The sequence below is a fragment of the Streptomyces sp. NBC_00096 genome (assembly GCF_045041305.1).
Taxonomy (GTDB): domain Bacteria; phylum Actinomycetota; class Actinomycetes; order Streptomycetales; family Streptomycetaceae; genus Streptomyces.
The window spans coordinates 3,964,553-3,978,149 of record NZ_CP108221.1 but is presented as its reverse complement, the minus strand read 5'-3'; the positions used below and the strand labels follow the sequence as shown (position 1 = coordinate 3,978,149).

Below are 13,597 nucleotides of genomic sequence, written 5' to 3'. Positions count from 1 at the left end.
TTCCAGATTCCGTGGGCTGATCTGGTGACGCGCGGTCCCGGGGCCGGGTGAGGGCCGGCCCCGGGCCGCGCGGTTCGTGGGTCTCCCGTGGGGGTCAGAGAGAGCCGTGGAAGGTGCGGTTCAGCACGTCGAGCTGCTGAGCGCGCGTGAGGCGGACGAAGTTCACCGCGTAACCGCTGACGCGGATGGTCAGCTGCGGGTAGTTCTCCGGGTGCTCCATGGCGTCCATGAGCGTGTCGCGGTTGAGCACGTTCACGTTCATGTGGAAGCCGTCGACCGCCATGTAGCCGTCGAGGACGCCCGCCAGGTTCTTGATCCGCTCCTCGGGGGTGCGGCCCAGGCCGTCGGGGGTGACGGTGTTGGTCAGCGAGATGCCGTCCTCGGCGTCCTCGTAGGGCAGCTTCGCGACCGACAGCGCCGAGGTGACGTAGCCGTGGGTGTCGCGGCCGTTCATCGGGTTGGCGCCCGGGGAGAACGGCTCGCCGGCGCGGCGTCCGTCCGGCGTGTTGCCGGTCTTCTTGCCGTAGACGACGTTCGAGGTGATGGTCAGCACGGACTGCGTGTGCTCGGCGTCGCGGTAGGTCGGGTGCTTGCGCACCTTCTTCATGAACTCCTCGACGAGCCAGACGGCGATCGAGTCGACGCGGTCGTCGTTGTTGCCGTACGCCGGGTAGTCGCCCTCGATGGTGTAGTCGGTGGCGAGGCCGGTCTCGTCGCGCAGGGCGGTGACCTTGGCGAACTTGATGGCGGCCAGCGAGTCGGCGGCGACCGAGAGGCCCGCGATGCCGCAGGCCATGGTGCGGCGCACGTCGCGGTCGTGGAGCGCCATCTCGATGCGCTCGTACGCGTACTTGTCGTGCATGTAGTGGATGACGTTCAGGGCGTGGACGTAGGTGTCGGCGAGCCACTCCATCTGCTCGTCGAACTTCGCCATGACCTCGTCGTAGTCCAGTACCTCGGAGGTGAGCGCGCCGGTGGACGGACCGACCTGGGCGCCGGACTTCTCGTCACGGCCGCCGTTGATCGCGTAGAGCAGGGTCTTGGCGAGGTTCACGCGGGCGCCGAAGAACTGCATCTGCTTGCCGACCGGCATGGCCGAGACGCAGCAGGCGATGGCGGTGTCGTCGCCGAACCGCGGGCGCATCAGCTCGTCGGACTCGTACTGCACCGAGGAGGTGTCGATGGAGACCCGGGCGCAGAACTCCTTGAAGCCCTGCGGCAGCTGGGGCGACCAGAAGACCGTCATGTTCGGCTCGGGGGCCGGGCCGAGGTTGTAGAGGGTGTGGAGGTAGCGGAACGAGGTCTTGGTGACCAGCGGACGGCCGTCCTCACCCATGCCCCCGATCGACTCGGTGACCCAGGTGGGGTCGCCCGAGAAGAGCTCGTCGTACTCCGGGGTGCGCAGGAAGCGGACGATGCGGAGCTTGATGATGAAGTCGTCGACCAGCTCCTGGGCCTGCTCCTCGGTGAGGAGACCGGCCTCGATGTCGCGCTGGAGGTAGACGTCGATGAAGGTGGAGGTGCGGCCGAGCGACATGGCCGCGCCGTTCTGCTCCTTCACGGCGGCCAGGTAGGCGAAGTACAGCCACTGGATGGCCTCGCGGCCGGTCTCGGCCGGGCCGGAGATGTCATACCCGTAGGAGGCGGCCATCGCCTTGAGCTCGGCGAGGGCGCGGACCTGCTCGGAGAGCTCCTCGCGCAGGCGGATCGTCTCCTCCAGCGAACGGTTGCCCGCGGGGAGGGAGTTGATCTCCTCCTTCTCCTCCTTCTTGAAGGAGATGAGGCGGTCGACGCCGTAGAGGGCCACGCGGCGGTAGTCGCCGATGATGCGGCCTCGGCCGTACGCGTCCGGCAGGCCTGTCACGATGCCGGCCTTGCGGGCGGCGCGGATGTCGGGGGTGTACGCGTCGAAGACACCGGCGTTGTGGGTCTTGCGGTACTCCGTGAAGACCTTCTCCAGGTCGTCGGAGACGGGGTAGCCGTAGGTCTCCAGCGCGCCGGCCACCATGCGCCAGCCGCCGTAGGGCATGATCGCGCGCTTGAGCGGGGCGTCCGTCTGGAGGCCGACGATCAGGTCCTTGTCGCGGTCGATGTAACCGGGGGCGTGCGCGGTGATCGTCGACGGGATGTCGTGCGCGACGTCGTAGACGCCCTTCTCGCGCTCCTCGGGGAACTTGTCCGTGATCGCCTTCCACACGGCGGTGGTGCGCTCGGTGGGGCCGGCGAGGAAGGTGTCGTCGCCCTCGTACGGCGTGTAGTTCTGCTGGATGAAGTCGCGGACGTCGATGGCGTCACGCCACAGACCGCCCTTGAAGCCCTCCCAGGCCTCGCCGTTCTTCGTGGTTTCCGCAGGGGTGGCAGTCATCGCCCGCACCTTCCGAGTCGCCTCATTGCTTGTATCCATTGCACGCCTTTTGATCGATCATTTGGCGCCGCGTTGGTCCTGAGCTGGGGCCCGAAAGTCCCCTGATCCCCGCCACCAAGGGTCTCCCATCCCCGCTGACCTGGCACTTTGAGCAGGTCAAAGGTCCATCGTGCGCTTGTGAAAACTTTCACAAGATTCCCGAAAAGGCTGCCTCGGAGGCTTGACCGGTCAGACAATCTGAACCAGGGCGAAGCCTGTGGATACCGCGACGCACGTCGTGATCAGGCCCGGCAACATGAAGGAGTGGTTGACGACGAAGCGGCCGACACGGGTGGTGCCGGTCCTGTCGAAGTTGATCGCCGCGATGAAGGTGCCGTAGGTGGGGAGGAGGAAGTAGCCGTTCACGGCGGGCCACATCGCGATGAGGAGGGGGGCCGGGATACCGAGGGCGAGCCCGAGGGGCATCAGCGCCTTGGTGGTCGTGGCCTGACTGAACAGCAGCGCGGAGAGGAGCAGCAGCATGATGGCGAAGAACCAGGGGTGGTCCTGCGCGACCCCGCCGAGCGCACCGGTGATCCGGGCCTCGTTGGCACCGATGAAGGACAGTCCCAGCCACGACAGCCCGAAGACGCCGATGACGGCGACGAGCCCGGACTTGGCCACGTCCGTGCCCGGTATCCGCTTGGCGTCGACCTTGCACAGCAGGAGGATCAGCGCGGCCACGGCCATCATCAGGATCTCGATGGTGGCGGGCATCGAGAGCGGCCCCTTGGCCGTCTCGGGGCGCAGCGCCGGGAAGAGGCCGCTGAGGACGACGGCGACGGTCCCGCCGAGGAAGAGGTACGCCGACCAGCGCGCCCGCGGCCGCAGTGGCGGGGCGGCCTCGGCCGGGGCGGGGGTCTCGATCTCTCCGGCGGCCAGCCGGCGCAGGTACTCGGCGTCCTGCCCGAGCTCCTTGCCGATCCGGGACTGCACGGTGGCCGCGACGAGCACGCCGAGCAGGGTGGCCGGCACGGCGACGGCCATGATCCGGGGCAGGTTCCAGCCGTCCCCGTCGAACATCACGATCATGGCGGCCATGGCGGCGGAGACGGGGGACGCGGTGATACCGAAGGTGGCCGCGATGGAGGAGACGGCGATGGGCCGCTCCGGGCGGACACCGCCTTCACGGGCCACATCGTGGATCACCGGGAGCAGGGGGTAGAAGACGTGGGCGGTGCCGGCGCCCAGGGTGAAGGCCCATGAGACGAGGGGTGCCACGTAGACGACGCGGCTGGGCTTGCGCCGGATCGCCTTCTCGGCGAGCCCCACGAGGAAGTCGATGCCCCCGGCGGCCTCCATCGCCGCGGCAGCCATGATCACCGCGAGGATGATCAGCATGACGTCGACGATGCCCGAGGTGTCGGCTGGGGTGACCCCGAAGAACGTGGCGAGCACGAACACCCCGACGGCCCCCCAGAGCCCCATGGCCACCCCGCCCTTCCGGGACCCGAGTGCGATGGCCGCCACCATGACGGCGAGCTGCAGGAACATGCCGAGCACTGGCGTGGCCTTTCAGTCTGTGGGGTGCCCGACGCCGGGCAATTCCAGCCCCTCCGGCGTTTGAGGAGCGGCGGTCCGGGGGCGCTGGCCCCCGGGAACGGCGCCGCAGGAGGGGACGGCCGGCGCCCAAATCCAGCCCCTCCGGCGTTTGAGGAGCGGGGGTCCGGGGGCTGGCCCCCGGCAACGGCGCCGCGGGCGGGCACGGCCGGCGCCCACGGCCGGGTCTGGGGCGCAGCCCCGGGGAGCCCGGGCGGGTGCGGGTTCCGCTCGCGCAGCGGCCCCGCATCCACCCGGGCCGGCAAGGCCACGACTCCCGACTAGCTGGGAGCCTCCGCACCCTTGCGGGCGTAGAACCACCAGGCCACCACGACACAGCTGGCGTAGAACGCGACGAAGCCCCACATCGCGCTGGTCACGGCGAAGTTGGCGAACATCGCCGGGATGAAGAAGAAGCCGTAGGCGGCGATGGCCGCGGTGAACCCGGTCACCGCGCCCGACTCGATCTCGGCCTGCTTGAGCGCCTTCGCGTACTGCGGGGTGCCCTCCGTCAGGCCCGCGAGGTGCTGGCCGCGGAAGATGACCGGGATCTGGCGGAAGGTCGAGCCGTTGCCGATGCCGGAGAAGAAGAACGCCGACAGGAAGCAGAAGAAGAAGCCGTAGAAGGAGCCGGTGTCGGAGCCCGCCGGCAGGAAGGTGATCACGCCGATGATCGACGCGCCCATGCCCACGAAGGACAGGATCGTCACCCGCGCGCCGCCGAACTTGTCGGCGATCCAGCCGCCGGCCCAGCGGGCCAGCGCGCCGAGCGCCGGGCCCATCCAGGCGTAGGTGGCCACGGAGTACGCCGGGAAGGTGGTCTTGATGAGCAGCGGGAGCGCCGCCGCGAAACCGATGAAGGAGCCGAAGGTGCCGACGTAGAGCCAGGTCATCAGCCAGTTGTGCTTGCGCTTGAAGATGATCTTCTGCTGATTGAAGGGGGTGGAGGCGACCTTCAGGTCGTTCTGGCCGAACCAGGCGATGGCCGCGAGGACGATCAGGACCGGGACCCAGACGAACGCGGCGTTCTGGAGGTAGATCTCCGAGCCGTTCGCCTTCTTCTGGCCCGCGCCGATCGCCAGGACCGAGGAGGTGATCAGGATCGGGGTGAGCAGCTGGACCACGGAGACGCCCAGGTTGCCCAGGCCGCCGTTGATGCCGGTCGCGTTGCCCTTCTCCTGCTTCGGGTAGAAGAAGCCGATGTTGGCCAGCGAGGAGGAGAAGTTGGCGCCGCCGATGCCGCAGAGCGCGGCGATGGCGACCATCGTGCCGTAGGACGTGTCGGGGTTCTGCACCGCGAAGCCCAGCCACAGCAGCGGCACGATCAGCACGACGGTGGAGACCGCCGTGAAGCGGCGCTGGCCGATCATCGGGCCGATGAAGGTGTAGAGGATGCGGGCGGTACCGCCCGTGATGCCGGGGACGGCCGTCAGCCAGAACAGCTGCGACTGGGAGAAGCCGAAGCCGACGTCCTTGAGGTTGGTCGCCGTGATGCTCCAGACCTGCCAGACCACGAAGGCCACCAGCAGGGCCGGCACCGCGATCCACAGGTTGCGCGTGGCGACCTTCTTGCCGGTGGACTGCCAGAAGGACGGATCCTCCGGCGTCCAGTCCGTGATCGTGCGACCGGGGCGGTACTGCGCCGGATCGGGCGCAGTGACTCGGCTGGTTGCCGACCGCACGTCCTGCTTGGCGGAACTCATGGCATGTCCTGAACGTTCGGAGGAGTTGAGAAGATGAAAAGAGGAGTCCTGACCTTCTTAGGGTCCGACGCCGGGGGCGCCCAGCGTCAGGGGAGAACGTCGTGTGGGCGACAGGACAAGGTCCCATCGCCCACAGTGCGTTGGTACGGCGCCCGCAGAGCCTTAGGGCTTGAGGTCCACCAGCGGCAGGGACACTTCGGGGTCGTCCAGGCAGACGCCGGTCCGCAGGTCGAAGACCTGCTTGTGCATCGGCGAGGCCACGACGGGCACCCCGTCGCGCGAGCCCATGATGCCGTTGGCGATCACGTCGGCGCCCGAGAAGGGGTCCCGGTTGCCCACCGCGTAGACCTCGCCCGCACGGTCCTTGAACACCGCGGCCTCCGTGCCGTCCGGCAGTACCGCCGTGCGGCCGCGGCCCGGCTCCAGGGACTCAGCCGCCGACGCGCCCGCGGCCGCCCCGAAGTCCACGCTCCCGAAGCGCTCCAGCGCCGCGGGGTCCTCCAGGACCGAGGACCACTCGTCCTCGTACGCGCTCACGTGGCGCTCCATCTGCGCCTCCAGCTCCGCGCAGATGCCCAGCGAGTCCTCGATCAGGACGGCCTTGAGGTGGTCCAGGCCCACCGTGCTGCCGCCGAGCCGCTCGATCCAGGCGGCCGTCCGCTCCAGTCGCTCGCCGGTGCGGATGTAGTACATGAGGAACCGGTCGATCAGCGCGAAGAGTTCGGCGGTGTCCAGGTCCGAGGCCAGCAGGTCGGCGTGGCGCGGGGTCGCTCCGCCGTTCCCGCTGACGTACAGGTTCCAGCCGTTGGCGGTGGCGATGACGCCGATGTCCTTGCCCCGCGCCTCCGCGCACTCGCGCAGGCAGCCCGAGACGCCGCCCTTGAACTTGTGCGGGGTGCGCAGACCGCGGTAGCGCAGCTCCAGGTCGATCGCGAGCTGGATGGAGTCGCCCTGCCCGAAGCGGCAGAAGCGCGCGCCCACGCACGACTTGACCGCGCGCAGGGACTTCCCGTAGGCCTGCCCGGACTCGAAGCCGGCGCCGCCGAGCCGCCGCCAGATGTCGGGCAGCTGCTCCTTGCGGACGCCGAAGAGGCCGATCCGCTGGGCGCCGGTGATCTTCGTGTAGAGGCCGTAGTCCCGGGCCACCTCGCCCAGGGCGATGACCTGCTCGGCCGTGATCTCGCCGCCGGCGACGCGCGGGACGACCGAGTAGGTGCCGTCCTTCTGGAGGTTGGCGAGGAAGAGGTCGTTGGAGTCCTGCAGGGCCGCCTGCTCGCCCGCCAGGATGTGCCCGATGCCCAGGTCGGGGGCGAGGGTGCCGAGCACGTTCGCGACGACCGGCTTGCAGACGGCGCAGCCCTCGCCGCCCTCGCCACAGGTCTCCAGCAACTCGCTGAAGCTGCGGATGCGCTCGGTGCGGATCTTCTCGTAGATCTCCGCCCGGGTCAGGGTGAAGTGCTCGCACAGGCCTCGGGGCTTCTCTATGCCCGCCGCTTCCAGTTCGGCGTCCAGGACCGCCTGCAGCGTGCCGATGCAGCCGCCGCAGCCAGTGCCCGCCTTGGTGCACTTCTTGATGCCGCCGATGTCGGTGAGGGACTCCGTGACCACCGCCTCGCGCACCCGCCCCTTGGTGATGTTGTGGCAGCTGCACACCACCGCGTCATCGGGCAGCGCGTCCGCGCCGGGCAGTGCCACGCCCTCGGTCGACGGCAGGATGAAGGCCTCCGCCGGGGCCGGCAGCTGCCGGCCGGCGTGCGGCTTCAGCGAGCCGTAGGCCTCCGCGTCGCCGACCAGGATGCCGCCGAGCAGCGCCCCGTCGGGGCCGAGCAGCAGCTTCTTGTAGACGCCCTCGCGGGCGTCGGAGAAGACCACCGAGACGGCGCCGTCGCGGCCCTCGCGGGCGAAGGGGTCACCGAAGGAGGCGACGTCGGCGCCCATCAGCTTGAGCTTGGTGGAGGTGTCGGCCCCGGTGAAGGTCAGCTCGCCGGCGCCCGCGAGGGCCTCGGCGACGGTCTCGGCCATCTGGTAGCCGGGCGCGACCAGCCCGTACACCTTGCCGTCGACGGTCTGCGCGCACTCGCCGACCGCGTAGACGTACGGGTCGCTGGTGCGGCAGTGGGCGTCCACGACGACCCCGCCGCGGTCGCCGACGGCCAGGCCGCACTCGCGGGCCAGCCGGTCGCGCGGGCGCACACCGGCCGAGAAGACGACGATGTCGGAGCCGATCTCCTCGCCGCTGGTCAGCCGCAGCGCCTGCGCCCGCCCGTCTGGGTGGATCTGCACCCCGGCCGCGCCGACGCCCGTGTGCACGGCGACGCCCATGGATTCGATGGTGGCCCGCAGGGCGGCCGCGCCGCCGTCGTCCACCTGCAGCGGCATCAGCCGGGGTGCGAACTCCACGACGTGCGTGGCCAGTCCGAGCGTGCGCAGCGCGCCGGCCGCCTCCAGACCGAGGAGCCCGCCGCCGATGACGACACCGGTACGGACTTCGGCGTCCGCGGCGTACGCCGACATCGCCGCGACGTCGTCGAGCGTGCGGTACGTGAAGCAGCCCTCGGCGTCGGCGCCGGCGATCGGCGGGACGAAGGGGTAGGAGCCGGTCGCCAGTACCAGGGCGTCGTAACCGAGCACCTCGCCGGAGCGGGCGGTGACCGTACGGGCGGTGGTGTCGATCAGTTCGGCCGGGTCACCGAGGCGCAGGTCGATGCCGTGCTTCTCCAGGAAGCCGGGCTCGACCAGGGACAGCTCCTCGCCGGTGGAGCCGGTGAAGGCCGCGGACAGGTGCACGCGGTCGTAGGCCGGGCGCTGCTCCTCCGCGAGGACGGTGACCTGCCAGCCGCCGCGCTCGGGGCGGGTCGGGTCGGCGAGCGCGTCGCGCTCGGCGAGCGCCTCCAGCAGGCGGTGCCCCACCATGCCGTGGCCGATGACAACCAGCGTCTGCCCCATGGATCTCACTCCGTGTGTCCCTGTGCCGCCCGGTCCGGGGGCGGTGGAGACAGCCGGGCCAAAACGTCACGCGTGCATGTATTCCGACCCTTCGACGGTAGGTCTGCCCACCGGCCCGCGACGACCGAAAAGGGCCCCTGGGGGCGGGGAGACGGACCCTTTCCACACAGGACCTCCGGCCTGCGGAGAAGGCCCTTGGCCGGGCTCCCGCGGGTCCCCGCCGGGCCTAGCGTGGAAGGGGGACGCGGGGGCGGATCAGGGAAGCAGGCCACATGCTCGTCATCGCCGTCCACGGCAGCGCGGTCCCGGAGGCCGCCGCGACCATCGAGCGGCTCACCGCCGCCGTCGAGGCCCTCAGCGGGGTCCGCGCGCTGGTCGGCCACCTCGACGTGCAGCGCCCCTCGCTCGCCGACGTCGTACGGGAGCATCCGGACTCCGTGGTGGTCCCGCTGCTCCTCGGCGACGGGTTCCACCGCAGCGTCGACATGCCCGCCGTCCTGGAGGGCACCGGCTGCGTGCTCACCGAGGGGCTCAGCGGGGAGCGCGACATCGCCCGCGCCCTGTACAGCCGCCTGCGCGACGCCGAGCGCCGCCGCGGCCCGTACACCCGGGCCGACGCGGTGGTGGTGGCCGGGGCCGGCTCCTCCCGCCCCGGCGGCAATGCCGGTACCCGCGCCTGCGCGGCCCAGCTGGCGGCCCTGCTGGAGTACGACGGCGGCGCCGACCCCGTTCCGGTGGTCCCCGCGTACCTCACCTCCGCCGGGCCGGCCGTTCCCGAAGCCCTGGCATCGCTCCGGGCCGCCGGGTACCGCCGGATCGCGGTGGCGGCGCACCTGCTGGCCCCGGGCCGCTTCTCGCGCGCCCTGAACGGCTCGGGCGCCTGGACGGTCTCGGAGCCGCTGGCCGACCATCCGCGGCTGGCCCGGCTCGTCCTGCGCAGGTACGAGTCCGCCCGGGGCACGCGGGCGCTGAGGGCCGCGCGCCTCGCCTGCTGAACCCCGTAGGGCTGATGTCCTGGGCGGTATGGCTCTGGCTTACGTACCCATGACCGCCCGCAGCCGGGACGAGGGCCACCGCGCCGCGACCCCGCTGGAGCTCTTCTTCGACCTCTGCTTCGTGGTCGCCGTGGCGCAGGCCGGGGCGCGACTGGTGCACGCCCTGGCCGAGGGGCACCCCGGCACCGGTGTGATCGGCTACTGCTTCGTCTTCTTCGGCGTGTGGTGGGCGTGGATGAACTTCACGTGGTTCGCCTCCGCGTACGACTGCGACGACGTGCCGTACCGGATCGCGACGCTCGTGCAGATCGCCGGCGTGCTCGTCTACGCGGCGGGCGTGGGCCGGGCGTTCGACCAGAACGACTGGACGGTGGCCGTCATCGGCTACCTGATCATGCGGGTCGGGCTCACCGCCCAGTGGCTGCGGGCCGCCTCCGGCGAGAGCGGCACGGCCCGGACCGCGGCCCTGAAGTACGCGGCCGGGCTGGTCATCTGCCAGGCCGGCTGGGTGGCGCTGCTGTTCGCCCCGGAGGCCGGCAAGCGCTGGCTGTTCCTGATCATGGTCGTCGCGGAGCTGCTGGTCCCGGTGCTGGCCGAGCGCGGTCACCAGACCCCGTGGCACTCCCACCACATCGTGGAGCGGTACGGACTGTTCACCATCATCGTGCTGGGCGAGACGATCGCGGCGAGCACGGTGGCCGTGAAGTCGGCGCTCGACGAGCACGACGCCCTGGGCGAGCTGCTGCCCATCGCCGCGGGCGGGCTGCTGATCGTCTTCGCCGCCTGGTGGATCTACTTCGCGGTGCCGATGCACGAGCGGCTGACCTCCAACCGGGAGGCGATCCCCTGGGGTTACGGGCACGTGCTGATCTTCGGCTCCGGCGCGGCGATCGGCGCCGGTATCGAGGTCGCGGTCGAGCACGCGGTCGGGAAGGCCCACATCTCGCAGCTCGCCGCGAACGCGGCCGTCACCGTCCCGACCGCGGTCTTCCTGCTGATGGTCTGGCTGCTGCACTCCCGCCACTTCAAGCGGGGCCTCGCCCAGCAGCTGACCCTGCCGGTCTCCGCCCTCGTGGTGCTGGCCTGCTCGTGGGCGGGCGCGTACGCCGTGCTGTACGCGGGCCTGGTCGCGACGGCCACGGTGGTGGTCGGCATGACCCTCGCCGTACGCGGTGCCCCCGCCTCCTGATCCCGCCCGGGCGGGCCGTTTCAGCGCCGCCGGCGATCGCGATGCGGGGTCCGGGGCGGAGCCCCGGCGACGGCGCCACGCCGGACCCGTCACCCCCGCGCCTCCGCCACCGTTCTCCACCGCAGGACGACGCGCAGCAACTGGAGGCACGGCCATGACGCTCCCCGCACAACGACCCGGCCAGGATCCCGGCAGGGAACTGGCCGACCCGGCATTCTGGCAGGCGCCCCCGGCCCACCGCCTGGCCGCCTTCGCCCGGCTGCGGGCCCTGGATTCCCCCGTGTTCGTCCCCGAAGGGACCGGGCACTGGGCCCTCGTACGCCACGCGGACGTGCAGGAGGCGAGCCGGCTCCCCAGGGTCTTCGCCAGCGCGCCCGGGGTGACGACGCCGGAGCCGGCCCGTTGGGTGCGGTCGCTGTTCGGGGACTCGATGGTCAACCTGGACGGCGCCGACCACGCGCAGCTGCGCAAGATCGTGCAGCGGGCCTTCACGCCCCGGCTGCTGGCGGCGGCCGAGGAGGACATCCACGCGGTGGCGGCCCGCATCGTGGACGACGTACTGGAGCAGCGCCCGGACGAGTTCGTCTCGGCGGTGGCCTCCCGGCTGCCCCTGGAGGTCATCTGCAACATGATGGGCATCCCGGAGCGCTACCGCGCCGAGATCGCCGACCGGGTCAACCACGCCTCCGAGAACATCGGCGTGGAGCGCGGCCTGGCATCCCGGCTGCGGATGCCCGGACGCGGGCTGCGGGCGCTGGCCCGGATGCAGCGGATGGTGGCGGGGATCGGGCGGGAGCGGCGCAAGAACCCGGCGGACGACCTGATCTCGGCGCTGGTGTGCGCCAACGTCGACGGCCAGGCGCTCGGTGCCCGCCAACTCGGCGCGTTCTTCTCGCTGCTGATGGTGGCCGGGGTGGAGACCACGCGCAACGCCATCACGCACGGACTGACCCTGCTGACCGATCACCCGGACCAACGCGACCTGCTCCTCGCGGACTTCGAGAAGCACGCGGACGGCGCCGTGGACGAGATGATCCGCCACTCCACGCCGATCATCCAGTTCCGCCGGACGGTCGCCGCCGAACACACCCTGAGCGGCCACGCGTTCGCCCCCGGCGACAAGGTGGTCCTGTACTACGCCTCCGCCAACCGCGACGAGGCCGTCTTCCCCGACCCCGACGCCTTCGACATCACCCGCTCCCCCAACCCCCACCTGGGCTTCGGCGGCGGCGGACCGCACTTCTGCCTGGGCGCGCACCTGGCGCGGGTGGAGATGAAGGCGCTCTTCCGCGAGCTCCTGACCCGCCCCGTGGGGCTGCGCGCGGTCGGCCATCCGGACCTGGCCGGGTCCAGCTTCGACAACCGGGTGCGCTCGCTGCACTTCGCCTTCGAGCAGCCGCAGCCGCGCGCACAGGCACAGCACCAGCCGTAGCCGCAGCCGGAAACGACGGACCGGCCACCGGGCAGGCTGGGAGCCCGGCGGCCGGAGCAGTGGCCGTGGCGTGCGTACGTAAGTGCGTGCGTGTGCGGGCCGACTAGCGCTGCAGGCGCCGCACCGCGAGGACGGCGTGGGCGCTGTGGTTGAGCACCTCGGTGTCACCCGCGAACGCCTGCAGGGTCTCCGCCTCGACCGGCCGGCCGGGGACCGCCTCGGGCCAGGCGCGCGTGGCGAAGAGGAAGTACGCCTGCCCGCTGTCGTCCGCCGCCTTGACCCACTCCGGCGGGGCGGTGCACCTCGCGTTCATGCCCGGCAGGGTCAGCGCGATCTGGTTGCCCTCGAGCAGGATCTGCACCGGGAAGGCCGCCGGGTTGCGCACGCCGTCCATCACCACGTCGCCGATCGGCAGCCCGATCTCCTCCAGCAGCCCGCGGGCGGCCGCCTCGCTCGCCTCCGGTCCGTCGGGGCCGTCCCCGAGGATGTAGGCGAGCAGGTAGGGAATGTCGTGGGCCTCGTCGGGGTCGCCGATCCAGGCGAGCACCGAAAGGGTGCCGAGCTTGGAGCGGTCGAGTTCGGCTTGGGTAGAAGTCATGCGCCGCACCTTAGTGGTCTGCGACCCGGCCCTTTGACGCCGTTTCACCCGACCGGGCTAGACCGCCCAGAATCCACCTCCGGAATTCGCCTGCACGTTCGCGTCCTGGTACTGGAGCCGCACAATGCGCGCGTTTTCCGGGATTTCGAACACCACCCATCCTTCGGCCCGCTCACCGACCGCGAGGGAATCGAAGACGAGCGGTTTGCCGGTCGTGAGTTCCCCCGTGGGCACCACCGGGTGGCGCTGCCCCGCGCTGTCGAGCGCCCACATGCGCCCGAGGGCCCCGTACGAGGCCCCGCCGACGTTGACGAACGACATCGACGCGGCCACCCACCGCTTGCCGGCCGCCGGGGCGAAGTTCTTCTCGACGCTGACCGCCGGGTCCACGTAGGCACCGAGTACCACCTGGAGGTGACGGCCGACCTCCCGCCCGTTGACCCGTACGGAGTCACCCACATGGGCATCCTTCGAAGCCGCCCGCGCCGCGCCCTCCCGCTCGGCTCCGGGGTCGTCCCCCACACCCGGCGCACCGTCGTCGACCGGTACGGCGGGCACCGCGGCGGGGGCGAGCGCGGCCCCTTCGGGGGCGCCGGAACAGGCCGTGGCGCCGAACAGCAGGATCGGGAGGAGGGCGGTGGCGGCGAGCACGGAAGAGGGAACGGAGCGACGCATGCGGGATCCCTTCGGGGATCTTCGGGGATGTATTCCGGCCAGTCTCACGCGCCAGAGCGGGAAATTGCACACACCGACACGAGCACACGGAACGCGTTGACCTCCATATGCCAGCA

Annotated in this window: 9 protein-coding genes; 3 read left to right on the top strand and 6 right to left on the bottom strand. The window is 71.0% G+C overall.

Annotated features, from left to right (window positions below; translation table 11 throughout):
- Positions 1–94: 94 nt before the first annotated feature.
- From pflB to nirB, 4 genes are all read right to left on the bottom strand, one after another.
- Positions 95–2,365 carry a formate C-acetyltransferase gene (pflB, locus tag OG904_RS17530; RefSeq protein ID WP_405491978.1) on the bottom strand — a complete coding sequence of 757 codons (2,271 nt, stop codon included), beginning with the start codon at positions 2,363–2,365 and terminating at the stop codon, positions 95–97.
- A gap of 228 nt (positions 2,366–2,593) precedes the next feature.
- Entirely contained in the window at positions 2,594–3,898 is a 1,305-nt protein-coding gene (locus tag OG904_RS17525) for an anaerobic C4-dicarboxylate transporter family protein (protein WP_405491976.1), read from the bottom strand.
- Between the two features lie 326 nt (positions 3,899–4,224).
- Positions 4,225–5,646 (bottom strand): MFS transporter, encoded by a 1,422-nt coding sequence (locus OG904_RS17520; RefSeq protein ID WP_405491974.1) that lies wholly within the window; start codon positions 5,644–5,646, stop codon positions 4,225–4,227.
- A gap of 162 nt (positions 5,647–5,808) precedes the next feature.
- Positions 5,809–8,592, bottom strand: a complete 2,784-nt coding sequence (nirB, locus tag OG904_RS17515) for a nitrite reductase large subunit NirB (protein WP_405491972.1) — start codon at positions 8,590–8,592, stop codon at positions 5,809–5,811.
- 272 nt (positions 8,593–8,864) lie between these two features.
- Here nirB and OG904_RS17510 point away from each other — a divergent pair, with 272 nt between their 5' ends.
- The 3 genes from OG904_RS17510 to OG904_RS17500 all read left to right on the top strand — a co-directional run bounded on the left by OG904_RS17510 (position 8,865) and on the right by OG904_RS17500 (position 12,208).
- Positions 8,865–9,587 carry a sirohydrochlorin chelatase gene (locus OG904_RS17510; RefSeq protein WP_405491970.1) on the top strand — a complete coding sequence of 241 codons (723 nt, stop codon included), beginning with the start codon at positions 8,865–8,867 and terminating at the stop codon, positions 9,585–9,587.
- A gap of 28 nt (positions 9,588–9,615) precedes the next feature.
- Positions 9,616–10,776, top strand: coding sequence for a low temperature requirement protein A (locus tag OG904_RS17505; protein WP_405491968.1), 1,161 nt, complete (start codon positions 9,616–9,618; stop codon positions 10,774–10,776).
- Between the two features lie 154 nt (positions 10,777–10,930).
- Positions 10,931–12,208 (top strand): cytochrome P450, encoded by a 1,278-nt coding sequence (locus OG904_RS17500; protein WP_405491966.1) that lies wholly within the window; start codon positions 10,931–10,933, stop codon positions 12,206–12,208.
- Positions 12,209–12,311: 103 nt separating this feature from the next.
- Here OG904_RS17500 and OG904_RS17495 read toward each other — a convergent pair whose 3' ends face one another.
- Together OG904_RS17495 and OG904_RS17490 are read right to left on the bottom strand one after the other, a co-directional pair.
- Positions 12,312–12,806 carry a DUF5949 family protein gene (locus OG904_RS17495; RefSeq protein WP_405491964.1) on the bottom strand — a complete coding sequence of 165 codons (495 nt, stop codon included), beginning with the start codon at positions 12,804–12,806 and terminating at the stop codon, positions 12,312–12,314.
- A gap of 57 nt (positions 12,807–12,863) precedes the next feature.
- Positions 12,864–13,481, bottom strand: coding sequence for a DUF4352 domain-containing protein (locus tag OG904_RS17490; protein ID WP_405491962.1), 618 nt, complete (start codon positions 13,479–13,481; stop codon positions 12,864–12,866).
- Positions 13,482–13,597 lie beyond the last annotated feature (116 nt).

Bases quoted from the DNA above. Each gene is read 5' to 3' on its own strand.
- OG904_RS17495 (WP_405491964.1), bottom strand. From the start codon at position 12,806: ATGACTTCTACCCAAGCCGAACTCGACCGCTCCAAGCTCGGCACCCTT.
- OG904_RS17520 (WP_405491974.1), bottom strand. From the start codon at position 5,646: ATGAGTTCCGCCAAGCAGGACGTGCGGTCGGCAACCAGCCGAGTCACT.
- OG904_RS17490 (WP_405491962.1), bottom strand. From the start codon at position 13,481: ATGCGTCGCTCCGTTCCCTCTTCCGTGCTCGCCGCCACCGCCCTCCTC.
- OG904_RS17510 (WP_405491970.1), top strand. From the start codon at position 8,865: ATGCTCGTCATCGCCGTCCACGGCAGCGCGGTCCCGGAGGCCGCCGCG.
- OG904_RS17525 (WP_405491976.1), bottom strand. From the start codon at position 3,898: ATGTTCCTGCAGCTCGCCGTCATGGTGGCGGCCATCGCACTCGGGTCC.
- OG904_RS17505 (WP_405491968.1), top strand. From the start codon at position 9,616: ATGGCTCTGGCTTACGTACCCATGACCGCCCGCAGCCGGGACGAGGGC.
- pflB (WP_405491978.1), bottom strand. From the start codon at position 2,365: ATGACTGCCACCCCTGCGGAAACCACGAAGAACGGCGAGGCCTGGGAG.
- OG904_RS17500 (WP_405491966.1), top strand. From the start codon at position 10,931: ATGACGCTCCCCGCACAACGACCCGGCCAGGATCCCGGCAGGGAACTG.
- nirB (WP_405491972.1), bottom strand. From the start codon at position 8,592: ATGGGGCAGACGCTGGTTGTCATCGGCCACGGCATGGTGGGGCACCGC.